The 24132-nt window shown below is 57.4% G+C and carries 28 protein-coding genes and 1 riboswitch; of the genes, 23 read left to right on the top strand and 5 right to left on the bottom strand.

Translation table 11 applies throughout. The features are described from left to right. On the top strand, nucleotides 1-839 hold an 839-nt coding region (locus AC4FIA_RS11270; protein ID WP_490365916.1), incomplete at its 5' end, for a glucosamine kinase nucleotide-binding domain-containing protein. Beyond that, the gene (nagA, locus tag AC4FIA_RS11265) at nucleotides 836-1960 is read left to right on the top strand and encodes an N-acetylglucosamine-6-phosphate deacetylase (RefSeq protein ID WP_490365915.1); all 1125 of its coding nucleotides are present in this window, start codon (nucleotides 836-838) and stop codon (nucleotides 1958-1960) included. The genes AC4FIA_RS11270 and nagA, both read left to right, overlap by 4 nt. A 9-nt stretch (nucleotides 1961-1969) precedes the next feature. Here nagA and irr read toward each other — a convergent pair whose 3' ends face one another. Further along, entirely contained in the window at nucleotides 1970-2386 is a 417-nt protein-coding gene (gene irr, locus AC4FIA_RS11260) for a Fur family transcriptional regulator Irr (protein WP_103908898.1), read from the bottom strand. A 188-nt stretch (nucleotides 2387-2574) separates the two neighbouring features. Between irr and fabA the strand changes: the two genes are divergently transcribed. The 4 genes from fabA to AC4FIA_RS11240 all read left to right on the top strand — a co-directional run bounded on the left by fabA (nucleotide 2575) and on the right by AC4FIA_RS11240 (nucleotide 7416). Beyond that, complete coding sequence (fabA, locus tag AC4FIA_RS11255) at nucleotides 2575-3084, top strand: bifunctional 3-hydroxydecanoyl-ACP dehydratase/trans-2-decenoyl-ACP isomerase (protein ID WP_490365914.1); 510 nt, start codon at nucleotides 2575-2577, stop codon at nucleotides 3082-3084. A gap of 222 nt (nucleotides 3085-3306) precedes the next feature. Continuing rightward, a complete protein-coding gene (locus AC4FIA_RS11250) occupies nucleotides 3307-5190 on the top strand; it encodes a PhoX family protein (RefSeq protein ID WP_490365913.1) in 1884 nt (627 codons plus the stop codon). 177 nt (nucleotides 5191-5367) lie between these two features. Beyond that, entirely contained in the window at nucleotides 5368-6597 is a 1230-nt protein-coding gene (gene fabB, locus AC4FIA_RS11245; RefSeq protein ID WP_490365912.1) for a beta-ketoacyl-ACP synthase I, read from the top strand. A gap of 27 nt (nucleotides 6598-6624) precedes the next feature. Next, nucleotides 6625-7416: an enoyl-ACP reductase FabI gene (locus AC4FIA_RS11240; protein WP_490365911.1), complete on the top strand. Its 792-nt coding sequence runs from the start codon at nucleotides 6625-6627 to the stop codon at nucleotides 7414-7416. Nucleotides 7417-7439: 23 nt separating this feature from the next. Here the strand turns inward: AC4FIA_RS11240 and AC4FIA_RS11235 are convergent, their stop codons facing one another. Next, entirely contained in the window at nucleotides 7440-8309 is an 870-nt protein-coding gene (locus AC4FIA_RS11235; protein ID WP_103908893.1) for a hypothetical protein, read from the bottom strand. Nucleotides 8310-8419: 110 nt separating this feature from the next. Between AC4FIA_RS11235 and miaB the strand changes: the two genes are divergently transcribed. The 8 genes from miaB (at nucleotide 8420) to metK (ending at nucleotide 16337) form a co-directional block, all read left to right on the top strand. After that, nucleotides 8420-9739, top strand: coding sequence for a tRNA (N6-isopentenyl adenosine(37)-C2)-methylthiotransferase MiaB (miaB, locus tag AC4FIA_RS11230; RefSeq protein ID WP_490365910.1), 1320 nt, complete (start codon nucleotides 8420-8422; stop codon nucleotides 9737-9739). A gap of 223 nt (nucleotides 9740-9962) precedes the next feature. After that, a complete protein-coding gene (locus AC4FIA_RS11225) occupies nucleotides 9963-10580 on the top strand; it encodes an OmpA family protein (protein ID WP_407703010.1) in 618 nt (205 codons plus the stop codon). Nucleotides 10581-10592: 12 nt separating this feature from the next. Continuing rightward, complete coding sequence (locus tag AC4FIA_RS11220; RefSeq protein WP_103908891.1) at nucleotides 10593-10919, top strand: hypothetical protein; 327 nt, start codon at nucleotides 10593-10595, stop codon at nucleotides 10917-10919. A gap of 148 nt (nucleotides 10920-11067) precedes the next feature. After that, entirely contained in the window at nucleotides 11068-12057 is a 990-nt protein-coding gene (locus AC4FIA_RS11215; RefSeq protein WP_103908890.1) for a PhoH family protein, read from the top strand. A 42-nt stretch (nucleotides 12058-12099) separates the two neighbouring features. Next, nucleotides 12100-12600: an rRNA maturation RNase YbeY gene (gene ybeY, locus AC4FIA_RS11210; RefSeq protein WP_490365909.1), complete on the top strand. Its 501-nt coding sequence runs from the start codon at nucleotides 12100-12102 to the stop codon at nucleotides 12598-12600. 37 nt (nucleotides 12601-12637) lie between these two features. Further along, entirely contained in the window at nucleotides 12638-13573 is a 936-nt protein-coding gene (locus AC4FIA_RS11205) for a transporter associated domain-containing protein (protein ID WP_490365908.1), read from the top strand. Further along, nucleotides 13566-15068, top strand: coding sequence for an apolipoprotein N-acyltransferase (gene lnt, locus AC4FIA_RS11200; RefSeq protein ID WP_490365907.1), 1503 nt, complete (start codon nucleotides 13566-13568; stop codon nucleotides 15066-15068). The genes AC4FIA_RS11205 and lnt overlap by 8 nt, the downstream gene beginning before the upstream one ends. A gap of 34 nt (nucleotides 15069-15102) precedes the next feature. Beyond that, nucleotides 15103-15150, top strand: a riboswitch (SAM-SAH riboswitch). 8 nt (nucleotides 15151-15158) lie between these two features. After that, nucleotides 15159-16337, top strand: a complete 1179-nt coding sequence (metK, locus tag AC4FIA_RS11195; RefSeq protein ID WP_490365906.1) for a methionine adenosyltransferase — start codon at nucleotides 15159-15161, stop codon at nucleotides 16335-16337. Between the two features lie 81 nt (nucleotides 16338-16418). On the opposite strand, the gene AC4FIA_RS11190 is transcribed toward metK, so the two are convergent. Next, complete coding sequence (locus AC4FIA_RS11190; protein ID WP_490365905.1) at nucleotides 16419-17117, bottom strand: NUDIX hydrolase; 699 nt, start codon at nucleotides 17115-17117, stop codon at nucleotides 16419-16421. Between the two features lie 21 nt (nucleotides 17118-17138). Then, complete coding sequence (locus tag AC4FIA_RS11185) at nucleotides 17139-17528, bottom strand: DUF983 domain-containing protein (protein WP_490365904.1); 390 nt, start codon at nucleotides 17526-17528, stop codon at nucleotides 17139-17141. A gap of 317 nt (nucleotides 17529-17845) precedes the next feature. Between AC4FIA_RS11185 and AC4FIA_RS11180 the strand changes: the two genes are divergently transcribed. The 7 genes from AC4FIA_RS11180 (at nucleotide 17846) to AC4FIA_RS11150 (ending at nucleotide 21646) form a co-directional block, all read left to right on the top strand. Continuing rightward, nucleotides 17846-18538 carry a helix-turn-helix transcriptional regulator gene (locus AC4FIA_RS11180; protein ID WP_490365903.1) on the top strand — a complete coding sequence of 231 codons (693 nt, stop codon included), beginning with the start codon at nucleotides 17846-17848 and terminating at the stop codon, nucleotides 18536-18538. A 48-nt stretch (nucleotides 18539-18586) separates the two neighbouring features. Further along, nucleotides 18587-18976: a VOC family protein gene (locus tag AC4FIA_RS11175; protein ID WP_490365902.1), complete on the top strand. Its 390-nt coding sequence runs from the start codon at nucleotides 18587-18589 to the stop codon at nucleotides 18974-18976. A 7-nt stretch (nucleotides 18977-18983) separates the two neighbouring features. Further along, nucleotides 18984-19316: a DUF1801 domain-containing protein gene (locus AC4FIA_RS11170; protein ID WP_490365901.1), complete on the top strand. Its 333-nt coding sequence runs from the start codon at nucleotides 18984-18986 to the stop codon at nucleotides 19314-19316. A gap of 288 nt (nucleotides 19317-19604) precedes the next feature. Beyond that, the gene (locus AC4FIA_RS11165) at nucleotides 19605-20108 is read left to right on the top strand and encodes an EF-hand domain-containing protein (RefSeq protein ID WP_490365900.1); all 504 of its coding nucleotides are present in this window, start codon (nucleotides 19605-19607) and stop codon (nucleotides 20106-20108) included. 97 nt (nucleotides 20109-20205) lie between these two features. Continuing rightward, nucleotides 20206-20775, top strand: coding sequence for an RNA polymerase sigma factor (locus tag AC4FIA_RS11160; RefSeq protein ID WP_490365922.1), 570 nt, complete (start codon nucleotides 20206-20208; stop codon nucleotides 20773-20775). After that, a complete protein-coding gene (locus tag AC4FIA_RS11155) occupies nucleotides 20756-21127 on the top strand; it encodes a hypothetical protein (protein WP_490365899.1) in 372 nt (123 codons plus the stop codon). The genes AC4FIA_RS11160 and AC4FIA_RS11155 overlap by 20 nt, the downstream gene beginning before the upstream one ends. Nucleotides 21128-21130: 3 nt before the next feature. Continuing rightward, complete coding sequence (locus AC4FIA_RS11150) at nucleotides 21131-21646, top strand: periplasmic heavy metal sensor (protein WP_490365898.1); 516 nt, start codon at nucleotides 21131-21133, stop codon at nucleotides 21644-21646. On the opposite strand, the gene AC4FIA_RS11145 is transcribed toward AC4FIA_RS11150, so the two are convergent. After that, nucleotides 21565-22998 carry a diguanylate cyclase gene (locus tag AC4FIA_RS11145; RefSeq protein WP_490365897.1) on the bottom strand — a complete coding sequence of 478 codons (1434 nt, stop codon included), beginning with the start codon at nucleotides 22996-22998 and terminating at the stop codon, nucleotides 21565-21567. The genes AC4FIA_RS11150 and AC4FIA_RS11145 overlap by 82 nt on opposite strands. A gap of 102 nt (nucleotides 22999-23100) precedes the next feature. Between AC4FIA_RS11145 and AC4FIA_RS11140 the strand changes: the two genes are divergently transcribed. Together AC4FIA_RS11140 and AC4FIA_RS11135 are read left to right on the top strand one after the other, a co-directional pair. Then, complete coding sequence (locus AC4FIA_RS11140; RefSeq protein WP_287475370.1) at nucleotides 23101-23385, top strand: DUF3572 domain-containing protein; 285 nt, start codon at nucleotides 23101-23103, stop codon at nucleotides 23383-23385. Further along, a complete protein-coding gene (locus AC4FIA_RS11135) occupies nucleotides 23382-24095 on the top strand; it encodes an HAD family hydrolase (protein WP_490365896.1) in 714 nt (237 codons plus the stop codon). Before AC4FIA_RS11140 ends, AC4FIA_RS11135 begins: the two co-directional genes overlap by 4 nt. Nucleotides 24096-24132: the final 37 nt, after the last annotated feature.

Raw genomic sequence — 24132 nt, 5'->3', positions numbered from 1 at the left:
TTGCCATAGATTGCGGCGGCACGAACTGTCGGGCGGTTCTTCGGCTAGACGGGCGCGAGATTGAGTATCGTGGGCGCGGGTCGAATGCGTTTTCGCATCTGGACCGGTCCCAAGACTGTCTGCGCGAGGCGATTGCGGCGCTGGCGGATCAGTCTGGTGCCGATATCCGCGACGTGCCCTGCTACGTGTCACTGGCAGGCGCGATTGATGACCGCATTCAGGCCGCAGTCGCAGCCGCTTTGCCATTGTCGCGGGTGGTTGTTCAGGAAGACTGTATGGCAGCGGTTGTCGGGGCCTTGGATGGTGCCGATGGCTTTGTTGCAGCACTGGGCACCGGATCGTTCTTTGCGCGGTCGGCTGGCGGGCAGGTGCGTCATATCGGCGGCTACGGGCTGACGTTGGGTGATGAGGCCTCGGGTGCGTGGATCGGACGGGCTTTGCTGGCCCGCGCTTTGATGGCGGAAGAAGGCCGGACAGAAAAGTCAGCGTTCCTGCATGAGGTTTTCGAAGAGTTCGGTGGACGCAGCGGGATCATTTTGGCCGCCAGCACGATGGCACCGGCTGACTTCGCAAAGCTCGCGCCGCGTGTGAACGACGCCGCTTTGGCGTCGGACAGTGGCGCGCTGGGCATCCTGTCAGAGGGCGCAGGTCTGATCATGCAGGCGCTGTTTGATCTGGGATGGCAGGGCGGGGATGCGCTGTGCCTGACGGGGGGGCTGGCTGACGCCTATGCATCCTATCTGCCGCCAGAAGCCCGCGCATCGCTGGTGCCGCCAAAAGGCGACGGCTTGGCAGGCGCGGTTATTCTGGCGGAACGGTTCACGAGGGGCGCGTTATGACTAAAGCAGCACTGACAGGTGCCCGCGTTTTTGACGGCACGGTCTTCCATGAAAATACGGCTGTTCTGCTGTCGGACGGGTGTTTCGAGGCGATCGTGCCTGCTGCTGAGGCGCAGGGCGTGAATATCACAGTTCTGGGCGGCGGCATTCTTAGCCCCGGTTTCGTCGATGTGCAGGTGAATGGCGGTGGCGGTGTTCTGTTCAATGATCAGCCGGATAGTACAGCGCTGCAGACAATGGCCGAGGCGCATGCGAGCTTAGGTGCGACGCGTATTTTGCCCACTTTGATCACCGACACCCGTGAAAAGGTCGAAGCTGCCATTGAAGCGGTTGATGAGGCCTGCCGAAAGGGTATACGCGGGATCGCAGGTTTGCATCTTGAGGGTCCGCATCTGGACCCTGAGAAATGCGGCGCGCATGATCCTTCGCTGATCAGACCTATGGATGAGGACGATCTGGCCATGCTGTGCGACGCGGCGGGGCGTTTGCCCAGTCTGCTGATCACCGTCGCGCCGGAAAGCGTTTCGCCAGAGCAGATTGCAGCGCTGGTGGGCGCAGGGGCCACGGTATCGCTTGGGCACAGCAACTGCGATAGTTCAGCGGCAGAACAGGCCTTCGCAGCAGGGGCGTCCATGGCCACCCATCTGTTCAACGCCATGAGCCAGTTGAACAGCCGCGAACCCGGTCTGGTCGGGGCGGCGTTGTCGAACAAACAGGTGACTTGCGGGCTGATTGCGGATTTGATCCACGTGCATCCAGCGTCCCTAACCGCTGCACTGCGCGCCAAAGGGCAGGGCGCGTTTCTGGTCAGTGATGCGATGTCGCCTGCCGGCACGGACGTGGAAAGCTTTGACCTGATGGGGCGGCAGGTGCTGCGCCGGAATGGTCAGCTGACGTTGACGGATGGCACGCTGGCGGGGGCGGATCTGGACCTGCCCACGGCGGTGCGGAACGTCGTGGGGCTGGGTTTCGATCTGGCTGATGCGTTGTCGATGGTCACATCGCGCCCAGCCAAGGCGATTTGCCGTGGTGATCTGGGCTGTTTTGCCAAAGGGCAAAAATTCGAGGCGGTGCACCTGAGCGACGGCCTGACAATGAATAAAGTTTGGGTTGGAGCCTAAGGCCTCGGATTATTTCCGGCGCAGGCGAATGACCACATCGACGCTGGCGATCTCTGCGCCTTCGGGGGGCGTAGGCAAATGCGCGATCTGCAATTGATCCGCAGGGGCATCCGTCAGAGACCCGTCGTCTTCCCAATAGAAATGGGGGTGGTCATGGGTGTTTGTGTCGAAATAGCTTTTGGAGCCGTCGACCGTGACCTCTTGCATCAGGCCCGCATCGCAGAAGGCGCGCAGCGTGTTATAGACTGTCGCCAGCGAAACGCCCGCACCGTCATCCTGTGCCGCAGCAAACAGACTTTCGGCTGTGACGTGACGGTTTTGTCCATCGCCAACAAGCAGTTCGGCAAGGGCAAGCCGCTGTCGTGTCGGACGCAATCCGCCCTCTGCCAGCCAGTCTGCCCCACGTTTTTCGATGCTGCCGTCCATTGGTAAGGTGGCTCCGCTTTCTTCAACTATAGGACATATAAAGTGTTCATGGGGGGGAATTCAAATGTTTTGCTGGCCAAAGCCGCAAAGCGCAACGCGCGGTGGTCGGTCGTGCAAGGGCTTGCGTGGTCGCTTGTCGCTCTGATAGAGGGCGTGAAACGACAAACTTGCTTGGGGGTGCGCGACGCATGGCCGACTTTCCGACCAGCTTCGATAAAGACGATCTTCTGAAATGTGCGCGGGGCGAACTGTTTGGCCCAGGCAACGCGCAATTGCCTGCACCGCCGATGCTGATGATGGATCGCATCACCGAAATTTCCGGTGACGGTGGCTTGCATGGCAAAGGCCACGTCGTGGCCGAGTTCGATATCACACCTGATCTGTGGTTCTTCGATTGCCATTTCCCCGGTAACCCGATCATGCCCGGCTGTCTGGGTCTGGACGGTCTGTGGCAGTTGACCGGCTTTAACCTTGGCTGGCGCGGCTGGCAGGGGCGCGGCTATGCGCTGGGCGTGGGCGAGGTCAAACTGACTGGAATGGTGCGCCCTGACCGTAAGATGCTGACCTACAAGGTCGATTTCACTAAGGCGATCCAGACACGCCGCCTGACTATGGGTGTTGCGAACGGTATCGTCGAGGCGGATGGCGAAGTGATCTATCAGGTCAAAGACATGAAAGTCGCGCTATCCGAAAGCTGAGATTTCCGAAGAATTAAGCTACAAAAGGGCCGCCCCGAGAACGGGCGGCCTTTCTCGTTCCAAGAACGGCAGAAAATGCCCGAAGCGGAATTATCCACAAGTAAATTCCTTGCAATCTAGAATTGTTATAAATTCGATACATTGACTTCCTACCCATGCGGCACCCATCGGGGCGGTGTCGTTTTGGCCCGCTCCACCAGCTAATCCAGTAGGGAGCTAACAATGACCGATCAGCACGACGTAGACATGTCTTGGGATGACTTTGACGAACTTCGTGATCCCCGTCCAAACGAAAACCAATTCGATGCGGTTGTAGATGCCGCAATCTCGCGCCGCGGTTTCTTGGGTGGTGCCTTGGCGTTTGGTTCCGGCGCAGCCGTTTTCGGAACAGGCTTGTTCTCGTCCACCACTGCCGCGCGTGCCGGTGCCCATGGCAAATTTGCATTTGAGCCGATCGATATCGCCACGGATTTCGCTGTGCATGTGCCTGAAGGGTACAAATCCAAAGTGTTGGTGCGTTGGGGCGACGCCCTTTGGTCCGAAGCAGAGAGTGCCTACGATCCCGAGGCTGGCGTGTCGGTCGAGATGTCGGACAAAGTGTTCGGCGAAAACACCGACGGCATGGAGTTGTTCGAGGTTGATGGCAAAGAAGTCATCACAGTGAATTCGGAATACGTGAACCCGAAAATCAACCTGCCTGCCGCATCCGAAGGCATTCCGCAGAACGCGGATGAAGTGAAGCTTCTGAAAAATCTGCAGGGCGTTACCGTTATGGAAATCGCCAAATCAGACGAAGGTTATGTGGTTGTCAAAGACAGCCCGTTGAACCGCCGGATCACGCACGAAACAGAAATGGCACTGGAAGGGCCGTTAGCAGGCCACCCCTTGGTTCAGACCAAAGCAGATCCTGCAGGCAAGACCGTTAAGGGCACTATGAACAACTGCGGTTCTGGCCGGACGCTTTGGAACACCTATCTGACCTGCGAAGAGAACTTTAACGGCTACTTTGGTGCGACTGGCGAAATGCCTGAAGGGGAAGGCTACACACGCTACGGCATTGGTGGTGAAGGACGCTATGCCTACGAAAAATTTGATCCCCGCTATGATATTTCAAACGAGCCGAACGAACCGCACCGCCATGGTTTTGTGACTGAAATCAATCCGGCTGATCCCGCATCGACACCGAAAAAGCGCACAGCGCTGGGCCGTTTCAAGCATGAAAACGCATCCATGGTGCATGCAAAAGACGGCCGTGTGGTTGTCTATATGGGCGATGATGAGCGCGGAGAGTATCTGTATAAATTCGTCTCGAACGGTGTTTGGGAAGAGGGCACCGATGGCGGTGACCTTCTGAACGACGGCACGCTTTATGTGGCGAAATTCAATGATGACCTGTCCGGTGAATGGCTGGCGCTTACACCGGAAACAACAGGCATGGATGCTGCGGAAATCCTGTGTTTCACCCGTATGGCGGCCTCGGCTGCTGGCGGGACAACCATGGACCGTCCGGAATGGGTGGCATCCAACCCCGTGAAGGTCGAAAGCTATTGCGCACTGACCAACAACAAGAACCGTGGTGTAAAACCGAATGCCGGTGGCGATGACACGGCCGTAAACGGCCCCAACCCGCGTGAAACCAACAACTACGGTCAGATCGTCCGCTGGACACCCGCGAACGAAAACCACGCAGACACGGCGTTTACTTGGGACCTGTACGTCATGGCGGGGAACCCGACCGTGTATGAAAATGAATATGCAGGGTCGAGCAACGTCAATACCGGCAACATGTTCAACTCGCCCGACGGGATGGTTTTTGACAGCACAGGTATGCTGTGGATCCAGACTGACGGCGACTACAAGAACGAAGGTGAATTTGCAGGCATGGGGAACAACCAGATGCTTGTTGGTGATCCCGAAACCGGCGAGATCCTGCGGTTCATGACGGTGCCATATGGCGCGGAAGTCACCGGTCTGTGCTGGTCTGTTGATAAAAAAGTGGCCTTTGTCGGTGTCCAGCACCCCGGCGGCCAATGGCCCGATGGTGCAGGTAAGCCGCGGTCTTCGGTTGTGGCGGTCTGGCGCGAAGATGGCGCGATGATTGGTTAAACTTCTGATCCCAAATATAGAAACGGCGCCGCAAGTCGCGGCGCCGTTTTTGTTTCGTCCCTTGGCGTCTAGCCACACCAAAGTGCAGGCCGGGCGAGGTCCGAACGGCCTCAAGGGCTTGCGGCTCTGGGCGTGGGTGCACTACATAGGCATGAGCTTAATACAAAGGGAGGCGTCATGCGCCGTGTCGTCGTTACAGGTCTCGGGGTAGTCTCGAGCATCGGGAACAATGCCGAAGAAGTTCTGGCTTCTCTGAAAGCGGGGAAATCTGGCATTACCGCAAATGAAGACATGAAAGAGCATGGCTTCCGGTCCCAGATCGCGGGCAACATCAAGCTGGATGTGGCCGATCATGTGGACAAGCGGACGCTTCGGTTCATGGGGCCGGGTGCGGCCTATGCCTATATCGCCATGGAACAGGCCATTGCGGATTCCGGTCTGGAAGAAAGCGACATCGTGAACCCGCGCACCGGTCTGGTCGCCGGTTCCGGTGGTCCGTCCACCAGCGCGATGCTGGCGGCGCATCAGACTGTTCTGAAATCCTGCGCGACCAAGCGGATCGGGCCGTTCGCGGTGCCGAAGACAATGTGTTCTACCGTCAGTGCGAACCTGTCGACCGCGTTCCAGATCAAGGGCATCAACTATTCCATCACATCGGCCTGTTCCACATCGCTGCACTGCATTGGCAACGCGGCAGAACAGATCATGATGGGCAAGCAGGACGTGATGTTTGCTGGCGGCGGCGAAGAGCTGGACTGGACGCTGTCCTGCCTGTTCGATGCGATGGGCGCGATGTCGTCCAAGTACAATGACACGCCTGAGAAAGCCTCGCGCGCGTTTGATGCGAACCGCGATGGTTTTGTCATCGGTGGCGGCGGCGGTATCGTCGTTCTGGAAGAGCTTGAGCACGCGAAAGCGCGCGGCGCGAAAATCTATGCAGAAGTGACCGGCTATGCAGCCACATCCGATGGTGCCGACATGGTGGCCCCGTCCGGTGAAGGCGGCGAGCGTGCGATGCGTCTGGCGCTGTCCACGCTGCCCGAGGGGCGCAAGGTCAGCTACATCAACGCACACGGCACATCGACGCCGGTGGGCGACGTGGGTGAAATCGAAGCGGTCCGCCGTGTCTTTGGTGACGGCAGCACGCCGCCGGTATCTTCGACCAAGTCGATGACCGGCCACAGCCAAGGTGCCACAGGCGCGCAAGAGGCGATCTACTGCCTGCTGGCGCTTGAGCACGACTTCATCATTCCGTCGATCAACGTCGAAACGCTGGATCCCGCGCTGAAGCCCGAGGAAATCGCCACGTCGCTGGTGGAAAACGCCGGTCTGGATTCTGTCATGACAAACTCGTTCGGCTTTGGCGGCACGAACGGTTCCATGGTTCTCAGCCGCTTCAACGGTTAAGCGCAGCGCAAGATAGGTAAGCAAGTTATGTCAGGTGTACTAAGCGGCAAACGCGGGCTGATTATGGGCGTGGCCAACGAACGCTCGATTGCGTGGGGTATTGCCAAGGCCTGTGCCGATGCGGGGGCAGAGCTTGCCTTTACCTATCAGGGCGAGGCGTTTGGTAAGCGTCTTCAGCCGCTGGCGGAATCTGTTGGGTCGGATTTCACGGTGGATGTGGATGTGACCGACGACGCATCGTTGGATGCTGCGTTCGAACAGTTGAACGCCCGCTGGGATACACTGGATTTTGTTGTTCACGCGATTGCCTATTCGGACAAGAACGAACTGACGGGCCGTATCCTGAACACCTCGCGCGAGAACTTTAAGAACTCGATGGATATCTCGGCCTACAGCTTTATCGACGTGGCACGCCGTGCGCACCCGATGATGAAGGACAATGGCGGCACGCTGCTGACATTGACCTACATGGGGTCGACCCGCGTGACGCCGAACTACAACGTCATGGGTGTTGCCAAAGCGGCGCTGGAATCCGCGACGCGCTATCTGGCGAACGATCTGGGGCCGGACGGCATCCGCGTGAACGCCATTTCGCCCGGTCCGATGAAAACGCTGGCCGGTGCTGCGATTGGTGGTGCTCGCAAGACGTACAAGCACACAGACCAGAACGCGCCTTTGGGTTCGAACGCGACGCTTGAGGCGGTTGGCGGGACGGCGGTGTATCTGGCGTCGGATGCGGGCGCTTGCACGACCGGCGAAATCATCCGCGTGGACGGTGGTTTCCACGTTCTGGGTATGCCCCAGTACGATCACCTGTAAGTTCAGAACCGGTCAGGCGGTTTTCAGAACCACTGACCGGGTTCCATCAGCCCCAAATCCAGCAATTGCCGTGAATGCCATTCAAATGGCGTTGAATTGTGCCAGGTGAAGCTTTCGATGTCGAAGGTCGAGCCGGGGTTCTTTTTCAACGCTTTTGCCGTGCGGAACGACACGATGGCCGAGGTCAGGTTGTTGTGCCACGGGCAGGCGTAGGTGTTGTATTCTTCATCGTTGAAAGTGTGATCGCGGCGCAGTTGCAGGCCGGGTTTGGCCCTGAAAATTGCGATGCGGTCGATCTTGCGGCGTTTGGTGGGAATGTGTTCCTCGAACCGCCAACGCAGACCGCCGAAGAAATCCAGTTGGCGTTCTTTCGGGTGGTTGTGGTTTTCTTCGTCGTGCCGCGCCAAGGCGTAATATCCCGACCGATCCATATAGGCGTGGTCCAGCGACACGGCGTTGGGAAACTGCCCAAGGTCATCGGCGTAAAGGTCGATCACATAGGTCAGCATCGCGTCGCGGCGTTCTTCTGTGTGGAACGTCAGCATTTCGCCGATGGTGCGCGTTTCGCAGAACGGGTGGAACAGGTATTCGGCGTTATAGCAGTAATACATCCAGATGCCGGGGGCGGCGGCGATGATCTTATTCACCGCTTTCTGGACGGAATATTCCTGTGTCGTGTTGTAATCGATGCGTTGAACGCGGTCGGCCACGTCGGGGGCCAGATCGAACATCGGTGACATGAAAACCAGAATCTGGTCAAAGCCGCTTTGCTGGTGATGCCGGATCGTGGTGTCGATCTCGACATCGTCCTCGGCAAAAACCATCGCGATCGGCCCTTTTAGTAGGGCGTCTTTGCCATCGGTCAGAAAATTTTCAAGACTGTCGTAACGCATGCTGCTCGGTACACTATTTTTCCGCAGAATCGGTTAAATTCCTCTGCATTGCAAGCAGGGGCTATTCTGATATATCCCCGCTGCCCAAACCCTTTGCCGGAGCCTCTGCAATGACCACGCCAAAAAAGCTGTATATCAAGACTTATGGCTGTCAGATGAACGTTTACGACAGTGAGCGTATGTCCGAAGCGCTGTCCGGCGAAGGCTATGTGCCCACGGATTCGCCCGATGATGCGGATATGATCCTGCTGAACACCTGCCACATCCGCGAAAAAGCGGCGGAAAAGGTGTACTCGGAGCTGGGCCGTTACAAAGGGTTGAAGGCGGAAAAGCCTGATCTGAAAATCGGTGTTGCGGGCTGTGTAGCCCAAGCCGAGGGCGAAGAGATCATGCGCCGTCAGCCGATGGTCGATCTGGTTGTCGGCCCGCAAAGCTATCACCGCCTGCCCGAACTTGAGGCCAAGGCGCGCAGCGGCGAGCGCGCTTTGGATACGGATTTTCCCGAAGAGGATAAGTTCGAGCACCTGAAATCGCGCCCCAAAGCATCGCGCGGTCCGACCGCGTTCCTGACGGTTCAGGAAGGCTGCGATAAATTCTGTGCGTTCTGCGTGGTGCCCTACACCCGCGGCGCCGAGGTTAGCCGCCCTTCATCCCGCGTGCTGGATGAAGCGCGTGATCTGGTGGAGCGTGGCGTGCGGGAAATCACGCTCTTGGGGCAGAACGTAAACGCCTACCACGGTGCGGGTACCGATGGGGATTGGGGCCTTGCCCGCCTGATCTATGCACTGGCCGATATCGACGGGCTGGAGCGTATTCGTTTTACCACGTCGCACCCGAACGACATGGACGACGAGTTGATCGAGGCGCATGCGAATTGTTCCAAGCTGATGCCCTATCTGCATCTTCCGGTCCAGGCCGGGTCGGACAAGATTCTGAAGCGGATGAACCGCCAGCACACCGCTGAAAGCTATATCAAGCTGATGGAGCGCCTGCGCGAAGCACGTCCTGACTTGCATGTGTCCGGTGACTTCATTGTAGGTTTCCCCGAGGAAACCGAGGAAGATTTCCAAGACACGTTGAACCTGATCAAGACGGTCAAATACGGTTCGGCGTTTTCGTTCAAATACTCGCCCCGTCCGGGCACGCCCGCAGCAGAGCGCCCGCAGGTGCCGGAAGATGAAAAGAACGACCGTCTGCAGCGTTTGCAGGCGCTTCTGTCGCAACAGCAGCGTGAATTGCAGGATGCAATGGTCGGGCGTGAGGTGTCGGTTCTGTTCGAAAAGCCGGGTCGTCAGGCGGGGCAGATGGTGGGCAAGTCGGAATACCTGCATGCCGTCCATGTCACGGCAGACGGCCTTAACCCCGGTGATTTGCGCAAAGTCCGTATCATCGACAGCGGTGCGAATTCGCTTTCCGGCGTGCTGATCTGACGGGCTTAGCCCGTCGTCAGCACATCAAAACCAAATATGACCGCCGGAAATCGTTAACGGCTTGGCTGAAATTAGTATTATTGCGCGGCTTGGCGTCAATATCTGGTGGAATTTTCTTCACAGGGCCTGATTTCTTGGTAAACTGAACCCCACAATAGGTTTGCCGTCTTTGCGCTCTGTCGCAAAGACGCTCTGGGGAAACAGTACTTAAGGAACAAAGGCCGTGGCGGACAGTCTTATCAAAAAAGTCCACGCCGTATTTTCAGGGGCTGCTCTGGCGATCGCTTTCGCCGTGGCACCTGTGACAGCCGTAAAGGCGGAAGACGGTGTCGATACAGCGCGAACAGCGATCATTTCCACGCAAAACAAGCGGACAATCGTTGGCGAACGATACATCCCCGGTATCTGGGTTGATCCCGATGGCTGTGAGCACTGGGTCATGGATGACGGCGTCGAAGGCTACATGACGCCCCACGTGACGCGCAAAGGCATTCCGGTATGCCGTCGTGGCAACGTCTGCGGTGTTCTGAACTCGGATCAGTTCTTTGCAACAAACAAGTACCGCATCAGCGCGGGTGGCCGTGACCGTCTGAAAGAATTCTTCCAGCAGTCCACAGCCATCGGCTTTATCATCGCGGGTCACACCGACAGCCGCGCGTCTGACGAATACAACATGCGTCTCAGCTATAACCGCGCGAACGCGGTTGCCGCTGTGGGCAAATCTGTCGGCGCGAAAATCATCGACGTACGCGGTTACGGCGAACGTATGCCTGCCGCGACCAACGGCACCACAGAAGGCATGGCCAAGAACCGCCGTGTCGAAATCATCTGCATTCAGTAAGGGGCACACGAAATGAAATTCATGAAGATTGCCCTCATGCTTGGTGCTGCGGCTTTGGTCTCGGGTTGTGAGTTGGGCCTGACCGAAGGCGGCCAGTACGGCCCTGACAAAAGCATCGACCGCGGCACGGATGCCAAGGACCTGAGCCAGCTGAAGGCCGGTATCTGGGTTGACCCGAATGGCTGTGACCACTGGATCATCGACGATGGCGTCGAGGGCTACCTGTCGGCGCGTCTGGATAAATTCGGCAAGCCGGTCTGTTCCGGTACTGCACCGCCGACAATCGCCACCGGCGATTTCAAAGGCGGATCGACCTCTATCATCGGTGACGCGCTCTGATCGCGTCCCGCATATGCCTAATCGCCGCGCGCAGGAAACTGCGTGCGGCTTTTTTTATTTCAAAACTATATGTCTTTTGGGTCCAGCCGCTTGCTATCAATGCCGACCCTTGGGATGATTAATTCGAGTCGCAGCACAGGAGACATGCGTGACAACAGGCACCCTGACCGAAGCCACCATTGAATTTCCAGATAACCGTTTGCTCATCGAGCTTTGTGGTGAATTTGATCGCAACCTGACGGACATAGAAACACGGCTTGGCGTTCAGATCTTACGAAGGGGTAACCAGCTTTCGGTTTTCGGTGAAGCAGATCCGCAGGCCGAAGCGATCGAAGTTTTGCAGACGCTTTACGAACGACTGGAGCAGGGTAAGCACGTCGAAAGTCAGGATATTGACCGCGAATTCCGCCTTGGCGCGGAACCGGCTGTGGACACCGAGCCGGTAAACCAACTGGAAATGTTTGGTGGTGGTCGTGTCGAAATCAAAACCCGCAAAAAGTTGATCGAACCGCGTACCGAGGCACAGAAGGCCTATGTGAAGGCGCTGTTCGACAATGAACTGGCCTTCGGGATCGGTCCGGCGGGGACGGGTAAGACATATCTGGCTGTTGCTGTCGGCGTGAACATGTTCATCAACGGTTTGGTCGATAAGATCATCCTGTCGCGTCCTGCTGTGGAAGCCGGCGAAAAGCTGGGCTTCCTGCCCGGTGCGATGGAGGACAAGGTCGATCCCTATATGCAGCCGCTTTATGATGCGCTGCAGGATTTCCTGCCGGGCAAACAGCTTGCACGGCTTCGGGAAGAAAAGATCATCGAAATCGCGCCTTTGGCGTTTATGCGTGGTCGGACGCTGTCGAACGCTTTCGTCGTACTGGACGAAGCGCAGAACGCCACATCCATGCAGATGAAGATGTTCCTGACCCGTCTGGGCGAAGGATCGCGGATGGTGATCACCGGCGACCGCACGCAGATCGACTTGCCGCGCGGCATGCCGTCTGGTCTGGCCGAAGCCGAAAAGCTGCTGAAAGACATTCCCAAGATCAGCTTCAATTACTTCACATCCAAAGATGTTGTGCGCCACCCGCTGGTCGCCGCCATCATTGAAGCGTATGAGGCAGCCGACAACGCGCAAGGGTGATCTGTCGGGGCAGGTCAGCAGTGCGTCAGGAATGGAGCGCATATGCTGACCGATACGATCATTGAAGATGATGCATGGGATGTGGTCGATCTTGAAGGATTGGCTGAAGCCGCGGCTACGGCTGCCTTGCAGCATCTAGGCATGGAAACCGAAGGCTACGAGATCGCGGTTCTAGGCTGTGACGATGCCAAAATTGCCGAACTGAACGCCGATTTCCGCGACAAACCGACGCCCACCAATGTGCTAAGCTGGCCCGCATGGGAGCTTGGAGCAGAGGACGATGGCGGCGATCCTGATCTACCGCCAGAGCCTGACACGATGATGCCCGAACACCTCGGTGATATCGCGATTGCCTTTGGCGTATGTAAAAAAGAAGCGGAAACAGCCGAAAATGTATTAGAGCACCATGTCACACATTTGTTGGTTCATGGGGTTTTACATTTGTTGGGCTATGACCATATCCGTGACGCAGACGCCACGCTTATGGAAGGTTTGGAAACCTCCATACTTGGCAAAATGGGTATAGCCGACCCATATTCGTAAAGCGGCGGGGCATCCCGTCATTTTGGACAGGAAAGAGATGGGCGAAACCGACGGGTCGTCTAATGCAGCGCAGGGCGCGCAGCAGACCAGTGAAAACAAGACCAGCGTGGGCGTTCTCCGCCGTTTGTTCGGAGCACGTTCAGAAAATTCGGACGACGATATCGTCGTAAATGGAAGCCCGACTGCGGCTCCTGCTCCGGTGACACACGGCATGATGAACCTGCGCCGTATGCGCGTCGAGGACGTCAGCGTGCCGAAGGCGGATATCATCGCTGTACCGGACACCGTTTCCAAAGAAGACTTGGTAAGTATTTTCCGTGAAAGCGGATTGACCCGACTGCCGGTGTACACAGGCACGTTGGATACGCCTATTGGCATGGTCCACCTGAAGGACTTTGCGCTTCTTCACGGCTTTAACGGCGAGACAACTGATTTTAATCTGGCCGATGTATTGCGCCCGCTTTTGTTCGTGCCGCCTTCCATGCCGATCGGTGTTCTGCTGACGAAAATGCAGACCGAACGCCGACATATGGCCTTGGTCATTGATGAATACGGCGGTGTTGATGGTCTGGTGACCATCGAGGACCTGATCGAACAGGTCATCGGCGAGATTGAAGACGAACACGACATCGAAGAAGATAAAAACTGGCGTCAGGAAAAAACCGGCACCTATCTGGCTCTGGCCAAGACGCCTCTGTCTGATTTCGAAGCCGGTATCGGCATGTCTTTGACCGAAGACGAAGAAATCGATGAAGAAGAGATCGACACGCTTGGTGGCCTTGTCTTCATGCTGGCAGGGCGTGTCCCGGCCCGTGGCGAAATGGTGCCGCATCCCGACGGGATCGAGTTTGAGGTCGTGGACGCCGATCCGCGGCGGATCAAGCGCCTGCGCGTCCGAATGCCGGGTGCCCCCGGTACGGTGAGCAGCCGCAAGCAAGGCGCAGACGCCACAAGCGCAGCCCCGAATGAGTGACCTTTTCGCGCCGATGCGGGGCCTGTCGCTCAGGCTTCGTTTGGTGATCACGCTTTTGGCGGGCGTGGCCTTTGGGTTGGGGCAGGCGCCCTTTGACCTGACGGGCTTGGCCCTGCCTGCGTTGCTGGTTCCATTCCTGATGTTGTCACCTGAAGTGTGCCGCAGACAGGCAGGCTGGATCGGCTGGGCCTTTGGTGTTGGATACTTCGGGACGTCCCTGACGTGGATTGTGAACCCGTTTCAGGTTGATGCCGCGACGACAGGCTGGATGGCCCCGTTCGCCTTGGTGCTGATCGCGGCTGGTCTTGCGATATTCTGGGCCATGCCTTTCTGGTTGGCCGCGTCTTCTGGTTTGCGGTGGTTGGTTGTGCCGCTCTGGACGCTGGCAGAACTGTCGCGTGCGTATATTCTGACGGGCTTTCCTTGGGGGCTTGTCGGCTACGTCTGGACGCCGACTATTGGCGCGCAATGGGCGGCTGTGATCGGGCCCCATGGGCTGACGCTGTTGACCCTGACGATTGCGTGGCTTGCCTCAGAGGTGTCGCGCACCCGCGCGCTGCCTTTGGGATTGGCGGCAATTGCAATGGCAATCGGACTGATCGGTGGTGGGGTGTATTTGCAAAACCGCCCGATCACACCACAAGAGGGCACGCCAAAGATCGTGCGACTGGTGCAGCCCAACGCGCCACAGGATCAAAAGTGGCAGCGCGACATGATCCCTGTTTTTTTCAACCGGCTTTTGTCCTTCACCGAGGTCGGACCGCGTCCTGATTTGATCATCTGGCCGGAAACAGCGATGCCGATGTTGCTGAACAACGCCGAGGAAGCGCTTGGCGTTGTGTCGCAGTCCGCAGGTCCGGTGCCCATGATTGTCGGCATCCAGCGTGAAGAAGATGGGCGCTATTACAATTCCCTGATCTTGCAGGATGCCAGCGGCCAGACCTCTGCGGTTTACGACAAGCATCACCTTGTGCCCTTCGGGGAATACATGCCGTTCCCCGATCTTTTCGCGCGGATCAACGTGGGCGGTTTGGCGCAGCGTGCGGCCAGCGGCTATTCCGCAGGGCCGGGGCCGCGCCTGTTGGACTTGGGGTCGTTGGGCAAAGCATTGCCTTTGATCTGCTATGAGGCCGTCTTTCCCCAGCATGCAAAAACAGGTGGCAGCCGCCCTGATATGCTGATCCAGATCACCAATGACGCGTGGTTTGGTACGTGGTCCGGCCCTTACCAGCATCTGGCACAGGCGCGGATGCGCGCGATTGAGCAGGGTTTGCCGATGCTGCGATCCGCCAATACTGGCGTTTCGGCGGTCATTGATGCCAAGGGACGTATCGTGGATTCCATCGATCTGGGGCAGGCGGGGTACATCGATGTGCCTTTGCCCGCAGCTTTGAACGACACGATCTATTCCCGTTCGGGTGACGTTCCGTTGCTTGTGCTGCTATTGGGACTCACCTTGGTTGGCGCGTTGCGCGCGCGCTCTAATTCTCATTGACGTGCCCATAACAAGGGCGTAGCGCAACGACATACACCTGCCACAACGGCTTCCTGGCGTGGCAGCGAAACCTAATGGAGCACTTTTCCTATGTCTCGTGACAATTATACGTTTACCTCGGAGTCCGTTTCCGAGGGCCATCCCGATAAGGTATGTGACCGCATCTCTGACGCGATCCTCGATGCCCTACTGGCAGAGGATCCGCTGGCGCGCGTGGCCTGCGAAACATTCGCAACGACAAACCGCGTTGTGATCGGTGGCGAAGTCGGTCTGACGGACCAAGCCAAACTGGCGGAATACATGCAGCGCATCCCCGACATCGCGCGCGCCTGTATCAAGGATATCGGGTACGAGCAGGACAAGTTCCATCACGCGACCTGTAAGATTTCCAACTATCTGCACGAACAGTCTGCGCACATCGCGCAGGGTGTGACTGGCGAACGTGGTGATGAAGGCGCGGGTGACCAGGGCATTATGTTCGGTTACGCAACCAACGAAACAGACGCATTGATGCCGGCCCCGATCCAGTACAGCCACGCAATCCTGCGTCGTCTGGCCGAGGTCCGCAAATCCGGTCAGGAACCGCTGCTGCGCCCTGACGCGAAATCACAGCTGTCTGTCCGCTATGAAGGCGGCAAGCCGGTTGGCGTATCGTCCATCGTTCTGTCCACACAGCACGCCGACGAAAGCCAAAGCTCGGCCGACATCCGCGCGATTGTTGAGCCCTACATCCGTGAAGTTCTGCCCGAAGGCTGGATCACAGATGCGACCGAATGGTGGGTGAACCCCACAGGTACCTTTGTGATTGGTGGTCCAGATGGCGACGCCGGTCTGACAGGCCGTAAGATCATCGTGGACACATACGGCGGCGCAGCCCCCCACGGTGGTGGCGCGTTCTCGGGCAAAGACCCGACCAAGGTTGACCGTTCGGCGGCTTATGCTGCGCGTTATCTGGCGAAGAACGTTGTTGCGGCTGGCATGGCCGATCGCTGCACGATCCAGCTGAGCTATGCGATTGGTGTGGCCAAACCGCTGTCGATCTATGCCGACACACACGGCACAGGTCAGGTGGACGCCGCTGCAATTGAAGCGGCTATTCCGCAGGTGATGGACCTGACACCGCGCGGTATCCGGACGCATCTGGAACTGAACAAGCCGATCTACGAACGCACAGCAGCCTATGGCCACTTTGGCCGTACGCCTGATGCGGATGGCGGTTTCTCGTGGGAACGCACCGATCTGGTCGACGCGCTTAAGAAAGCTGTCTGAGTTTAATTTCGATCTTTATCGAAATGAAAAAGGCCCTGATCTTTGGATTGGGGCCTTATTTGTTTCAGCTTTTCAATTGCTTCAATCAGTCATCGGTCGCCCGTTCAGACGCAGGAACAGGCTGGCTTCGTCGTTGTTTTTGAAAAACGGGACCGAGTCCGGAACGCTGTCATCCGTCGCGCGGGCAGCGATTTCGGCCAGAACGACTTCGGTGATGAACGGCATATCCAGTTTGCGCACTTCGTCCACCGGCACCCATTGCAAGTGGCTGAGTTCGTCGCAAGCCGCATCAAAGTCATCGGGATCGCTGGCCAGCGCATCGGCATCGACCAGGAAGAACCGCGCATCAAACCGGCGCGGGCGTCCCGGCGGGGTGATAGCGCGGAAGACAAAGCTTAGGGCAGAGGCATCGGGCAGGTAGCCACGGTTGGCGAAATCAACCCAGTCGTCTGGCACGGGATCGGTCCATGCAGCCATCTGGCCCAGGATTTGGCCGGTCTCTTCCCACAGCTCACGGATCGCGGCAGCGGCCAAAGCGCCGGACATATCGCGCGCAGCATCCTCGGCCAGTCTGGCGCGGCAGCCGTCAGCCAGCGGATTGGCCAGTGGAATATGCGCATCGCCTTTGTCCACGGCACCACCGGGAAAGACGAACTTGTTCGGCATGAACGCAGCCTTGGCCCCGCGTTGACCCATCAGGACGCGCGGGCGCGTGGCCTTGTCGCGCATCACAATAACAGTCGAGGCGTCACGAATGGGGACGTCTTTGGTTTCGGTCATATTCACTCCGTGGTCCGGAGATCACGGAGACTCGCCGAACCCATGCATTTGTTTTGCCCATTGAAAGGCGACGATCATCCCCTTCAACCTTGGCAAAAGATAGAGCGACAGTCCACTGCATCCAACGGCGAAGATGGTGAACAGGGTCAACGGTTCGGGTCGCCATGTTTCAAAGACAAACAGCAGAAGAGGCGCCATCAGGTGGCCCACGATCAGCAGCGTCAGGTAGGCGGGCCCGTCATCCGCGCGGTGATGATGCAGGTCTTCACGGCACACAGGACACGTGTCGCGCACTTTCAGATAGCCGCTCAGAAGAGGGCCGGACCCGCAATTCGGGCATTTCCGGCGCCAACCCTTAAGCAAGGCCGGCAGCGTCGGGCGTTCTTCAGTATGTTGATCTGTTTCGGACATCAGTCACCTCGTTGAAGCCGTCAATTTGCATAAGCAAGGGGGCAATAAAAAGGTGTCAAACCGCCCTTGCGTCCGGATGTCGCAAATGGAGCGGGTAGGGGTATTGAATTGGGGACGAAAGCTTTGAATGTCAGCGGTGCGGACGAAGCGCCATTTCGCTGCGACTGCGCCAAGGTTAGCTTTGTTGCTACTGGTGGCTCTGCAAGGAATGAGTAACATCGCGATGCGTATTGAATTAAGGAACGACTCTCATTCCGATACCCATTGGCTATAGTGAAGCAATAGAAACGCCCAAAGCCGTTCGCCGCATTGAGGCGATGTGGTCGTTTGCTGCTCGCACATCAGGCAGCGCTGTCGTCCTGCCTGATGGACGCTGTGACATCATTGTGCGTAATCATTCACGCACACCAGATCAAATCACACCCATTGTCACTGGACCCGCGACACAGCCTTATCGTGTCGATTACGTATCCGGCGACCAATGGATTGGCGTCCGCCTACGCCCAGAACATGGAGCGACATTGTGGCAAGGCGATTTCAGTAAGGCACAGGACAGCGTCTTGAGAGGAGCAGAGGCGCTGGATCGTGTGCCTTCCCTAGCTGTGCTTTGTGGATCCGCCACGACGCTCGAGGCCTTGGCGCACGTTGTTCACGCCCAAACTTGGCCTGATGTCGATCCGCGACTTACCCGTGCAATTGACATACTTCATGCGTCTGGCGGACGGCTTCGCATCGAAGCGCTCGCAAAATTCGTGGCATGCACGGCTCGGCATCTGAATCGCCTCTTTCGCCGCAACGTTGGCCTTTCAGGCAAGACCTATGCGCAGCTCATTCAGTTCCATCGAACACTAAAATTGATAACGAATGGTAACGTGCCGTTCAGTGCCGCTGCGTTCGAAGGTGGGTATGCAGATCATGCGCATATGGCTCGCACCTTTCGCCGTTTCGGAGGGTTCTCACCAAGCAGCATCCCCACAGATTTGACCTTGCCAGCCATCCCTTTCAAATAGGTCTGATTTATTCAAGATTTGCCTGTCGGCTTAGAGTACGGTCTTCTGATGAAACTTGGATACACAATAATTTATGTAGCAGATGTGCCCAGAACGGTCGCATTCTACGAAGCCGCCTTCGGGCTCAAGCAGCGTTTTATTCACGAGAGCAAACTATACGGAGAGATGGAAACAGGTGAGACAGTCTTAGCTTTTGCAGGGACCGAAGCCGCCGAAATGAACGGCTTGGCCGTCTTACCGAACAACCCAACTGGACCTGCCGCCGCGTGGGAAATTTGTTTTGTCACGGATGATGTCGCAGCCGCTTATGAACGAGCCCTGTCAGAGGGTTGCCAGCCAGTCAGTGCGCCGAGCGAAAAGCCATGGGGACAGACCGTGTCCTATGTCCGCGATTTGGACGGCTGTATCGTCGAGATCGCCTCTCCTATTAAGGGTTAGGCGTGACATGAACGACGCGACGAAGGCGGAGATCATCGGCAACTTGGAAGAGATGATAATCGAGTTGGCACCTGATGCTAACTTACGGCCGATGTATGGCGGTAACGTAATTGAACTTGAAATAGACAACACCAAAAGCCGCATCGGCGGCTTCTACGCCTACGCCGAATACGTCTCGTTGGAGTTTGCCAATGGTGTCCAATTTGAAGACCCGGACGGTGTACTGGAATGGACTGGAAAGTTCAGGAGGCACGTCAAATTACGCTGCATTGACGATATCGAAGCCAAAGCCTGCGAGTGTTTTCTAGGACAAGCTCTCGCACTATTCAAAACCAGTTAGGTCGAGATTCGAACACGGCGCGGCATCGGTCAAAGTGGGCTCGAAGGAGCCGTTCAATTTGTTTTCCAAGCCGATTATGTGAAACCCAGATGATCCACTCTGGGCACATTCAGGCCAGTTGCGCCTTACGTCACCGAATGGATCGCGTGCGCTTCTATACTGCCAAGCAGACCACTCCATTTTTCGATGCTCAAACTTTTTTCGACGGAAATTCGAAGCTGGCCCGTTTGACCTGCATAACCGGCCACAACGGACCGGTGTTGAAACAAGAACTGGAAGGAAACAAACATGAAGTTTGCAGCTATCGGTGCAGGAGTTTTGGCAACAGCAGTGGCGATGGGTGGTTTCGCAGGCGACGCACAAGCGCGCGGCGACCATCAGGGTCCGCAGTTCAACTTCTCTGAAATCGACGCCAACGGCGACGGCCAGATCAGCCTTGAAGAATTCGAAGCACGTGGCGAAGCCCGTTTCGCGGGCATGGACACCGACGGTGACGGTGGCGTCTCTCTTGAAGAGCTGGTCGCAGGTTTCGAACAGCAGCAGTCCGAACGCATGCAGCAGCGCGCGCAGCGTATGCTTGAACGTATGGATGCCGACGAAGACGGCAAGCTGTCGCCTGAAGAGCTTGAGGCACGTAGCGGTCCAGCCAAGATGTTCGACCGTATCGATGCCAACAGCGATGGCGTGATCACCGAAGAGGAAATTGCCGATCTGCAGTCCAAAATGGGCAAGCGTTTCGGCAAAGGTAAAGGTATGGGCGAAGGCCGCGGCGAACGTCACGGCAAGTTCTAATACCTCATGTCGGGCGGAAACCTCACCCCTCCGCCCGACGTTGCCCGCCTTTGCAGATCAGGATAGGCGTAAAGGTTAATAAGTGCCGCTGGACCTTATGACAGATCAAAGCGACGAAGATCTTCTTGCCGCCTATGCTTCGGGCAATCAGGCGGCGGCCCAAGCCTTGACCCTGCGGCATGCGGGTCGGGTGTTTGCCCATGCCATGCGGCTTTTGGGCGATCGGGCCGAGGCCGAGGATGTGGCGCAGGATGCGATGCTTAAGCTTTGGCGGATCGCACCGGACTGGCGCAGTGGCGAGGCACAGGTCAGTACGTGGCTGTATCGAGTGACCGCCAATATGTGCATCGACCGCATCCGCAAACGGCGCACGACGAATTTTGACGATCTGCCGGAAATGGCGGACGACAGTGCTTCGGTCGTCGAGACGATGGAGCAAAAAGAACGGCACGAGGCGTTGCAAGATGCGTTGGACAAGTTGCCGGACAGACAAAAACAGGCGGTTGTTCTGCGCCACATCGACGGGCTTTCGAACCCCGAGATCGGCCAGATCATGGACATCACACCGCGAGCAGTCGAAAGTTTAACCGCACGGGGAAAGCGCGCTTTGACGGCGCTTTTGTCCCGCAAGCGCGAGGAGTTGGGCTATGACCACGCCGGAGAATGACGACTTTCTGGAAGCGTTTTTTGACGACGCCAAGAAATCCGCGCCGGTGGTGCCGGACGGGCTGATGGCGCGCATGATTGCGGACGCGCAGGCGGAAACGGATCGTCGTGCACAGATCGCTGCTGCCAGCGCGCCAAAGTCTGTCTGGAGCCAGATTATGGGCGCGGTTGGGGGCTGGCCTGCCTTGGCCGGACTAAGCGCTGCGACGTTGACGGGTGTCTGGATCGGTTTGAACCCGCCCGCGGCCATCAGTGATACGATGGCGCAGGTCATGGGGCAGGACGGGGCGGTTGTTTCAGACTATTTGTTTGATCCGGTCACCGGGTTCGAACTGGCGATGTTGGAAGGGTAAAAGATGTCTGATGTACAACAGGACAAGCCGAAACGGTTCCCGTGGACGCGGGCTCTGCTGATTTTTTCGCTGGCATTGAACCTTCTGATCGTGGGCGCGATGGCGACGTTCTTTTTTGCCAACTCCGGTCTGCGTGAATTCAGCCGGCGCCCCCCGCCGGATGGTCCGTTCCTGTATCTGCGCGCCTTTTCGCAAGAAGACCGCCGTGCTTTGGGGCGCGAGTTTTTCAAAAACAGCAAACCGTCGCCCGAAATGCGTGAACTGGCGTTGCAGGACTATCAGGACGTTGTCGATCTGCTGAAGCAGCCGGAATTCAATCAGGCCGAACTGACCAGCGTACTTGATCGTCAACATCAGCGTTCGAAATCGCTGCAGGAACGTGGTCGCCAGATGATGGTCGAGTACTTGGGTACCAAAACCCCTGCCGAGCGCGCGGCTTATGCCGACCGGCTGGCAGAGGAAGTTTCCGAATTCCGCTCGCGCGGCAAAAAGGGCGACCGGTACGGTCCCAAACCCTGAGCCTTGGCATGAACGACCTTGTTGCGGCCTGTTGATTTGGCCGCATAAAGGGCGTTGTCCGCTTCTTCCAGAACCGTGGTGGCGGTTGCGCCATAGGCATTCAGACTGGTTGTGACACCGATGCTGATGCTGACATAGGCGGATGCCTCGGACAGTTGGATCGGGCCGCTGTTCATGCCTGCGCGCAGACGTTCGGCCGACCTGATCGCGCGTTTCATGTTGGTTTTCGGTAGGATCACAAGAAACTCTTCTCCGCCAATCCGCGCGATCACATCCTGTGGCGACAGGTGTTCACGCAGGCGTTTGGCGACTTCGATCAAGGCGCGATCCCCGTTGGCATGGCCGAACCGGTCGTTGATCTTCTTGAAGAAATCCACATCCACAATCATCGCGCTCAGCGGCATTTTCGCGGCTGTGGCCGCCTTTAGAAGGCGGTTCATCAACGGAAGGGCATAGCGCCGGTTGTATAGGCCTGTCAGGGGGTCGACGATCGCAGCCTTCAGATCGGTCTGGACCTTGGTGCGCAGGCAATCGTGCAACGCCTTGCGTTCCAAAAGCGCGTTAATCCGGACCGTCATCTCGGCCATATCGGTCAAGCCGATCATGACGTCATTCGCCCCGAGATCAAGCGCGTGGATGGCGGCATTCCGTTGGGTTTCCGTAGCAATATACAGGATTGCCGCGTGCCGCGTTTCCGTGCGCGACCGAAGTTCTGCCATCAAAGACAGGCCCAATCCGGGTTGATCCGCATCTTCGAACAGAACAAAAAGATCGGTGGTTTTCGCGGCTTTCCGAAGCAGCATGTCTGATCGGAAAAACTGGGTTTCGCCATCTAAGGCAGCAAAGCTCTTTTTCAGATCCGACTGGTTCTTGTCACGCATCACTGCGATCGCTTGGCGGTGATCGAATTGCACTTTGGGTTCCTCAAATCCCAAATCCTGCGCCGTTTCGGCCTTAAGCCCCAAATCCAGTTCGACATCGCGATTGCGCAGCAAAGACCGGATGTGCGCCAGCAACAGCAATTCGTCGACAGGTCGCGGCAGAACCGCCTGCGCGCCCTTTTTCAACGCTTTGGTCCGGCTGGCCTGATCGTTTTCCTTCTGGATCAGAACGACCGGCGGCATAAGGCGTTGTTTCACGCCCTGGCGCAGGGTGTTTTGTAGACCTTCAAAGTCCACATCTGTCAGACCATCCGACGCGATGATCAGATCGATTTGCTCGTTCTGCAGAACGCGCTTGGCCTGTCTGGCGTTTTCCGCCTGGAATACCTCGTAAAACGCCGCAGACAGTTTGACCCGCAGGATAATACGGTTCACGGCGAGGCTATCGATAATCAGGATACGCCCGGACATGGCGCAACTCCTTTAGCAGACTTGGGCCCTGATGGTTGCACAGGGCGATTGAGTCAGTCTTTAGTGACTTAGGTTAAGAAACCCTTTCGGAATTGATGAAATATGTCTGTGTCTCGTGAAGCAGCGGAAACAATCGGCGTTCAGGCTATGGGATGGCTGGCCGGGAATGATGAACTTTTGCCTGTGTTTTTGGGCTCGACCGGCGCAAGCGAAGCCGACTTCCGCGCAGGTCTGACGGACGCGGCCTTTCAGGGGTCTGTGCTTGAGTTTCTGTTAATGGATGACCGCTGGGTCGTGTCGTTTTGTGACGATGTCGGCCTTGCGTATGACGTGCCGGTCCAAGCGCGGGCGATGCTGCCGGGCGGAGAGCAGGTCCACTGGACATGAGTGACCCTACACGGATCAAGGCGGTTCTGTTCGACAAGGACGGCACGCTGTTCGACTTCAGGGCAACATGGGATGTCTGGACCCATCAGGTGTTGGTCGATCTTGCGAAGGGACGTGACGATGTCCTGAAAGCCATGGCCCACGACGCGCGGTTTGATCTGGACACGCGCAAGATGCTGCCCGACAGCCCCATCATCGCAGGCACACAGGCCGAAGCGACGTCGATCCTGCTCAGGCATCTGCCCGAGTGGACGTTTGACACCCTGATCCGCCACCTCGACGAACTGGTGGCGGTCGCGCCGTTGGTGCCTGCTGCGCCGTTGCCTGAATTGCTGGGGCAGTTGCAGGACATGGGCATTGCCACCGGCGTCATGACCAATGACAGCGAAGCGGGCGCCTTGGCCCATCTCAAGGCCGCTGGTGTCCACGAGATGTTCGATTTCGTAGCCGGATACGACAGCGGATATGGTGCCAAACCCGATCCCGATCCTTTGCTGGCCTTTGCGCAGCAGATCGGATGCGCCCCTGAACAAACAGCCATGATCGGTGACAGCCGTCATGATCTTATTGCGGCGCGGGCGGCTGGAATGGTGTCTGTTGGCGTTCTAACTGGTGTGGCAGGAACGGATGAGCTGTCTGATCTGGCCGATGTCATTCTGGACCACATCGGTCATTTGCCAGATTGGTTGCGGTCCGGCCCGAACGAATAGGCACATTTTTAACTGTTTGGCCTCTGTTAAGCGGTGC

Source organism: Thalassococcus sp. (genome assembly GCF_982780845.1).
This window is presented reverse-complemented; position numbering and strand designations above follow the sequence as displayed.

Bases quoted from the DNA above. Each gene is read 5' to 3' on its own strand.
- nagA (WP_490365915.1), top strand. From the start codon at position 836: ATGACTAAAGCAGCACTGACAGGTGCCCGCGTTTTTGACGGCACGGTC.
- irr (WP_103908898.1), bottom strand. From the start codon at position 2,386: ATGGACGGCAGCATCGAAAAACGTGGGGCAGACTGGCTGGCAGAGGGC.
- fabA (WP_490365914.1), top strand. From the start codon at position 2,575: ATGGCCGACTTTCCGACCAGCTTCGATAAAGACGATCTTCTGAAATGT.
- AC4FIA_RS11250 (WP_490365913.1), top strand. From the start codon at position 3,307: ATGACCGATCAGCACGACGTAGACATGTCTTGGGATGACTTTGACGAA.
- fabB (WP_490365912.1), top strand. From the start codon at position 5,368: ATGCGCCGTGTCGTCGTTACAGGTCTCGGGGTAGTCTCGAGCATCGGG.
- AC4FIA_RS11240 (WP_490365911.1), top strand. From the start codon at position 6,625: ATGTCAGGTGTACTAAGCGGCAAACGCGGGCTGATTATGGGCGTGGCC.
- AC4FIA_RS11235 (WP_103908893.1), bottom strand. From the start codon at position 8,309: ATGCGTTACGACAGTCTTGAAAATTTTCTGACCGATGGCAAAGACGCC.
- miaB (WP_490365910.1), top strand. From the start codon at position 8,420: ATGACCACGCCAAAAAAGCTGTATATCAAGACTTATGGCTGTCAGATG.
- AC4FIA_RS11220 (WP_103908891.1), top strand. From the start codon at position 10,593: ATGAAATTCATGAAGATTGCCCTCATGCTTGGTGCTGCGGCTTTGGTC.
- ybeY (WP_490365909.1), top strand. From the start codon at position 12,100: ATGCTGACCGATACGATCATTGAAGATGATGCATGGGATGTGGTCGAT.
- AC4FIA_RS11205 (WP_490365908.1), top strand. From the start codon at position 12,638: ATGGGCGAAACCGACGGGTCGTCTAATGCAGCGCAGGGCGCGCAGCAG.
- lnt (WP_490365907.1), top strand. From the start codon at position 13,566: ATGAGTGACCTTTTCGCGCCGATGCGGGGCCTGTCGCTCAGGCTTCGT.
- metK (WP_490365906.1), top strand. From the start codon at position 15,159: ATGTCTCGTGACAATTATACGTTTACCTCGGAGTCCGTTTCCGAGGGC.
- AC4FIA_RS11190 (WP_490365905.1), bottom strand. From the start codon at position 17,117: ATGACCGAAACCAAAGACGTCCCCATTCGTGACGCCTCGACTGTTATT.
- AC4FIA_RS11185 (WP_490365904.1), bottom strand. From the start codon at position 17,528: ATGTCCGAAACAGATCAACATACTGAAGAACGCCCGACGCTGCCGGCC.
- AC4FIA_RS11180 (WP_490365903.1), top strand. From the start codon at position 17,846: ATGTGGTCGTTTGCTGCTCGCACATCAGGCAGCGCTGTCGTCCTGCCT.
- AC4FIA_RS11175 (WP_490365902.1), top strand. From the start codon at position 18,587: ATGAAACTTGGATACACAATAATTTATGTAGCAGATGTGCCCAGAACG.
- AC4FIA_RS11170 (WP_490365901.1), top strand. From the start codon at position 18,984: ATGAACGACGCGACGAAGGCGGAGATCATCGGCAACTTGGAAGAGATG.
- AC4FIA_RS11165 (WP_490365900.1), top strand. From the start codon at position 19,605: ATGAAGTTTGCAGCTATCGGTGCAGGAGTTTTGGCAACAGCAGTGGCG.
- AC4FIA_RS11160 (WP_490365922.1), top strand. From the start codon at position 20,206: ATGACAGATCAAAGCGACGAAGATCTTCTTGCCGCCTATGCTTCGGGC.
- AC4FIA_RS11155 (WP_490365899.1), top strand. From the start codon at position 20,756: ATGACCACGCCGGAGAATGACGACTTTCTGGAAGCGTTTTTTGACGAC.
- AC4FIA_RS11150 (WP_490365898.1), top strand. From the start codon at position 21,131: ATGTCTGATGTACAACAGGACAAGCCGAAACGGTTCCCGTGGACGCGG.
- AC4FIA_RS11145 (WP_490365897.1), bottom strand. From the start codon at position 22,998: ATGTCCGGGCGTATCCTGATTATCGATAGCCTCGCCGTGAACCGTATT.
- AC4FIA_RS11140 (WP_287475370.1), top strand. From the start codon at position 23,101: ATGTCTGTGTCTCGTGAAGCAGCGGAAACAATCGGCGTTCAGGCTATG.
- AC4FIA_RS11135 (WP_490365896.1), top strand. From the start codon at position 23,382: ATGAGTGACCCTACACGGATCAAGGCGGTTCTGTTCGACAAGGACGGC.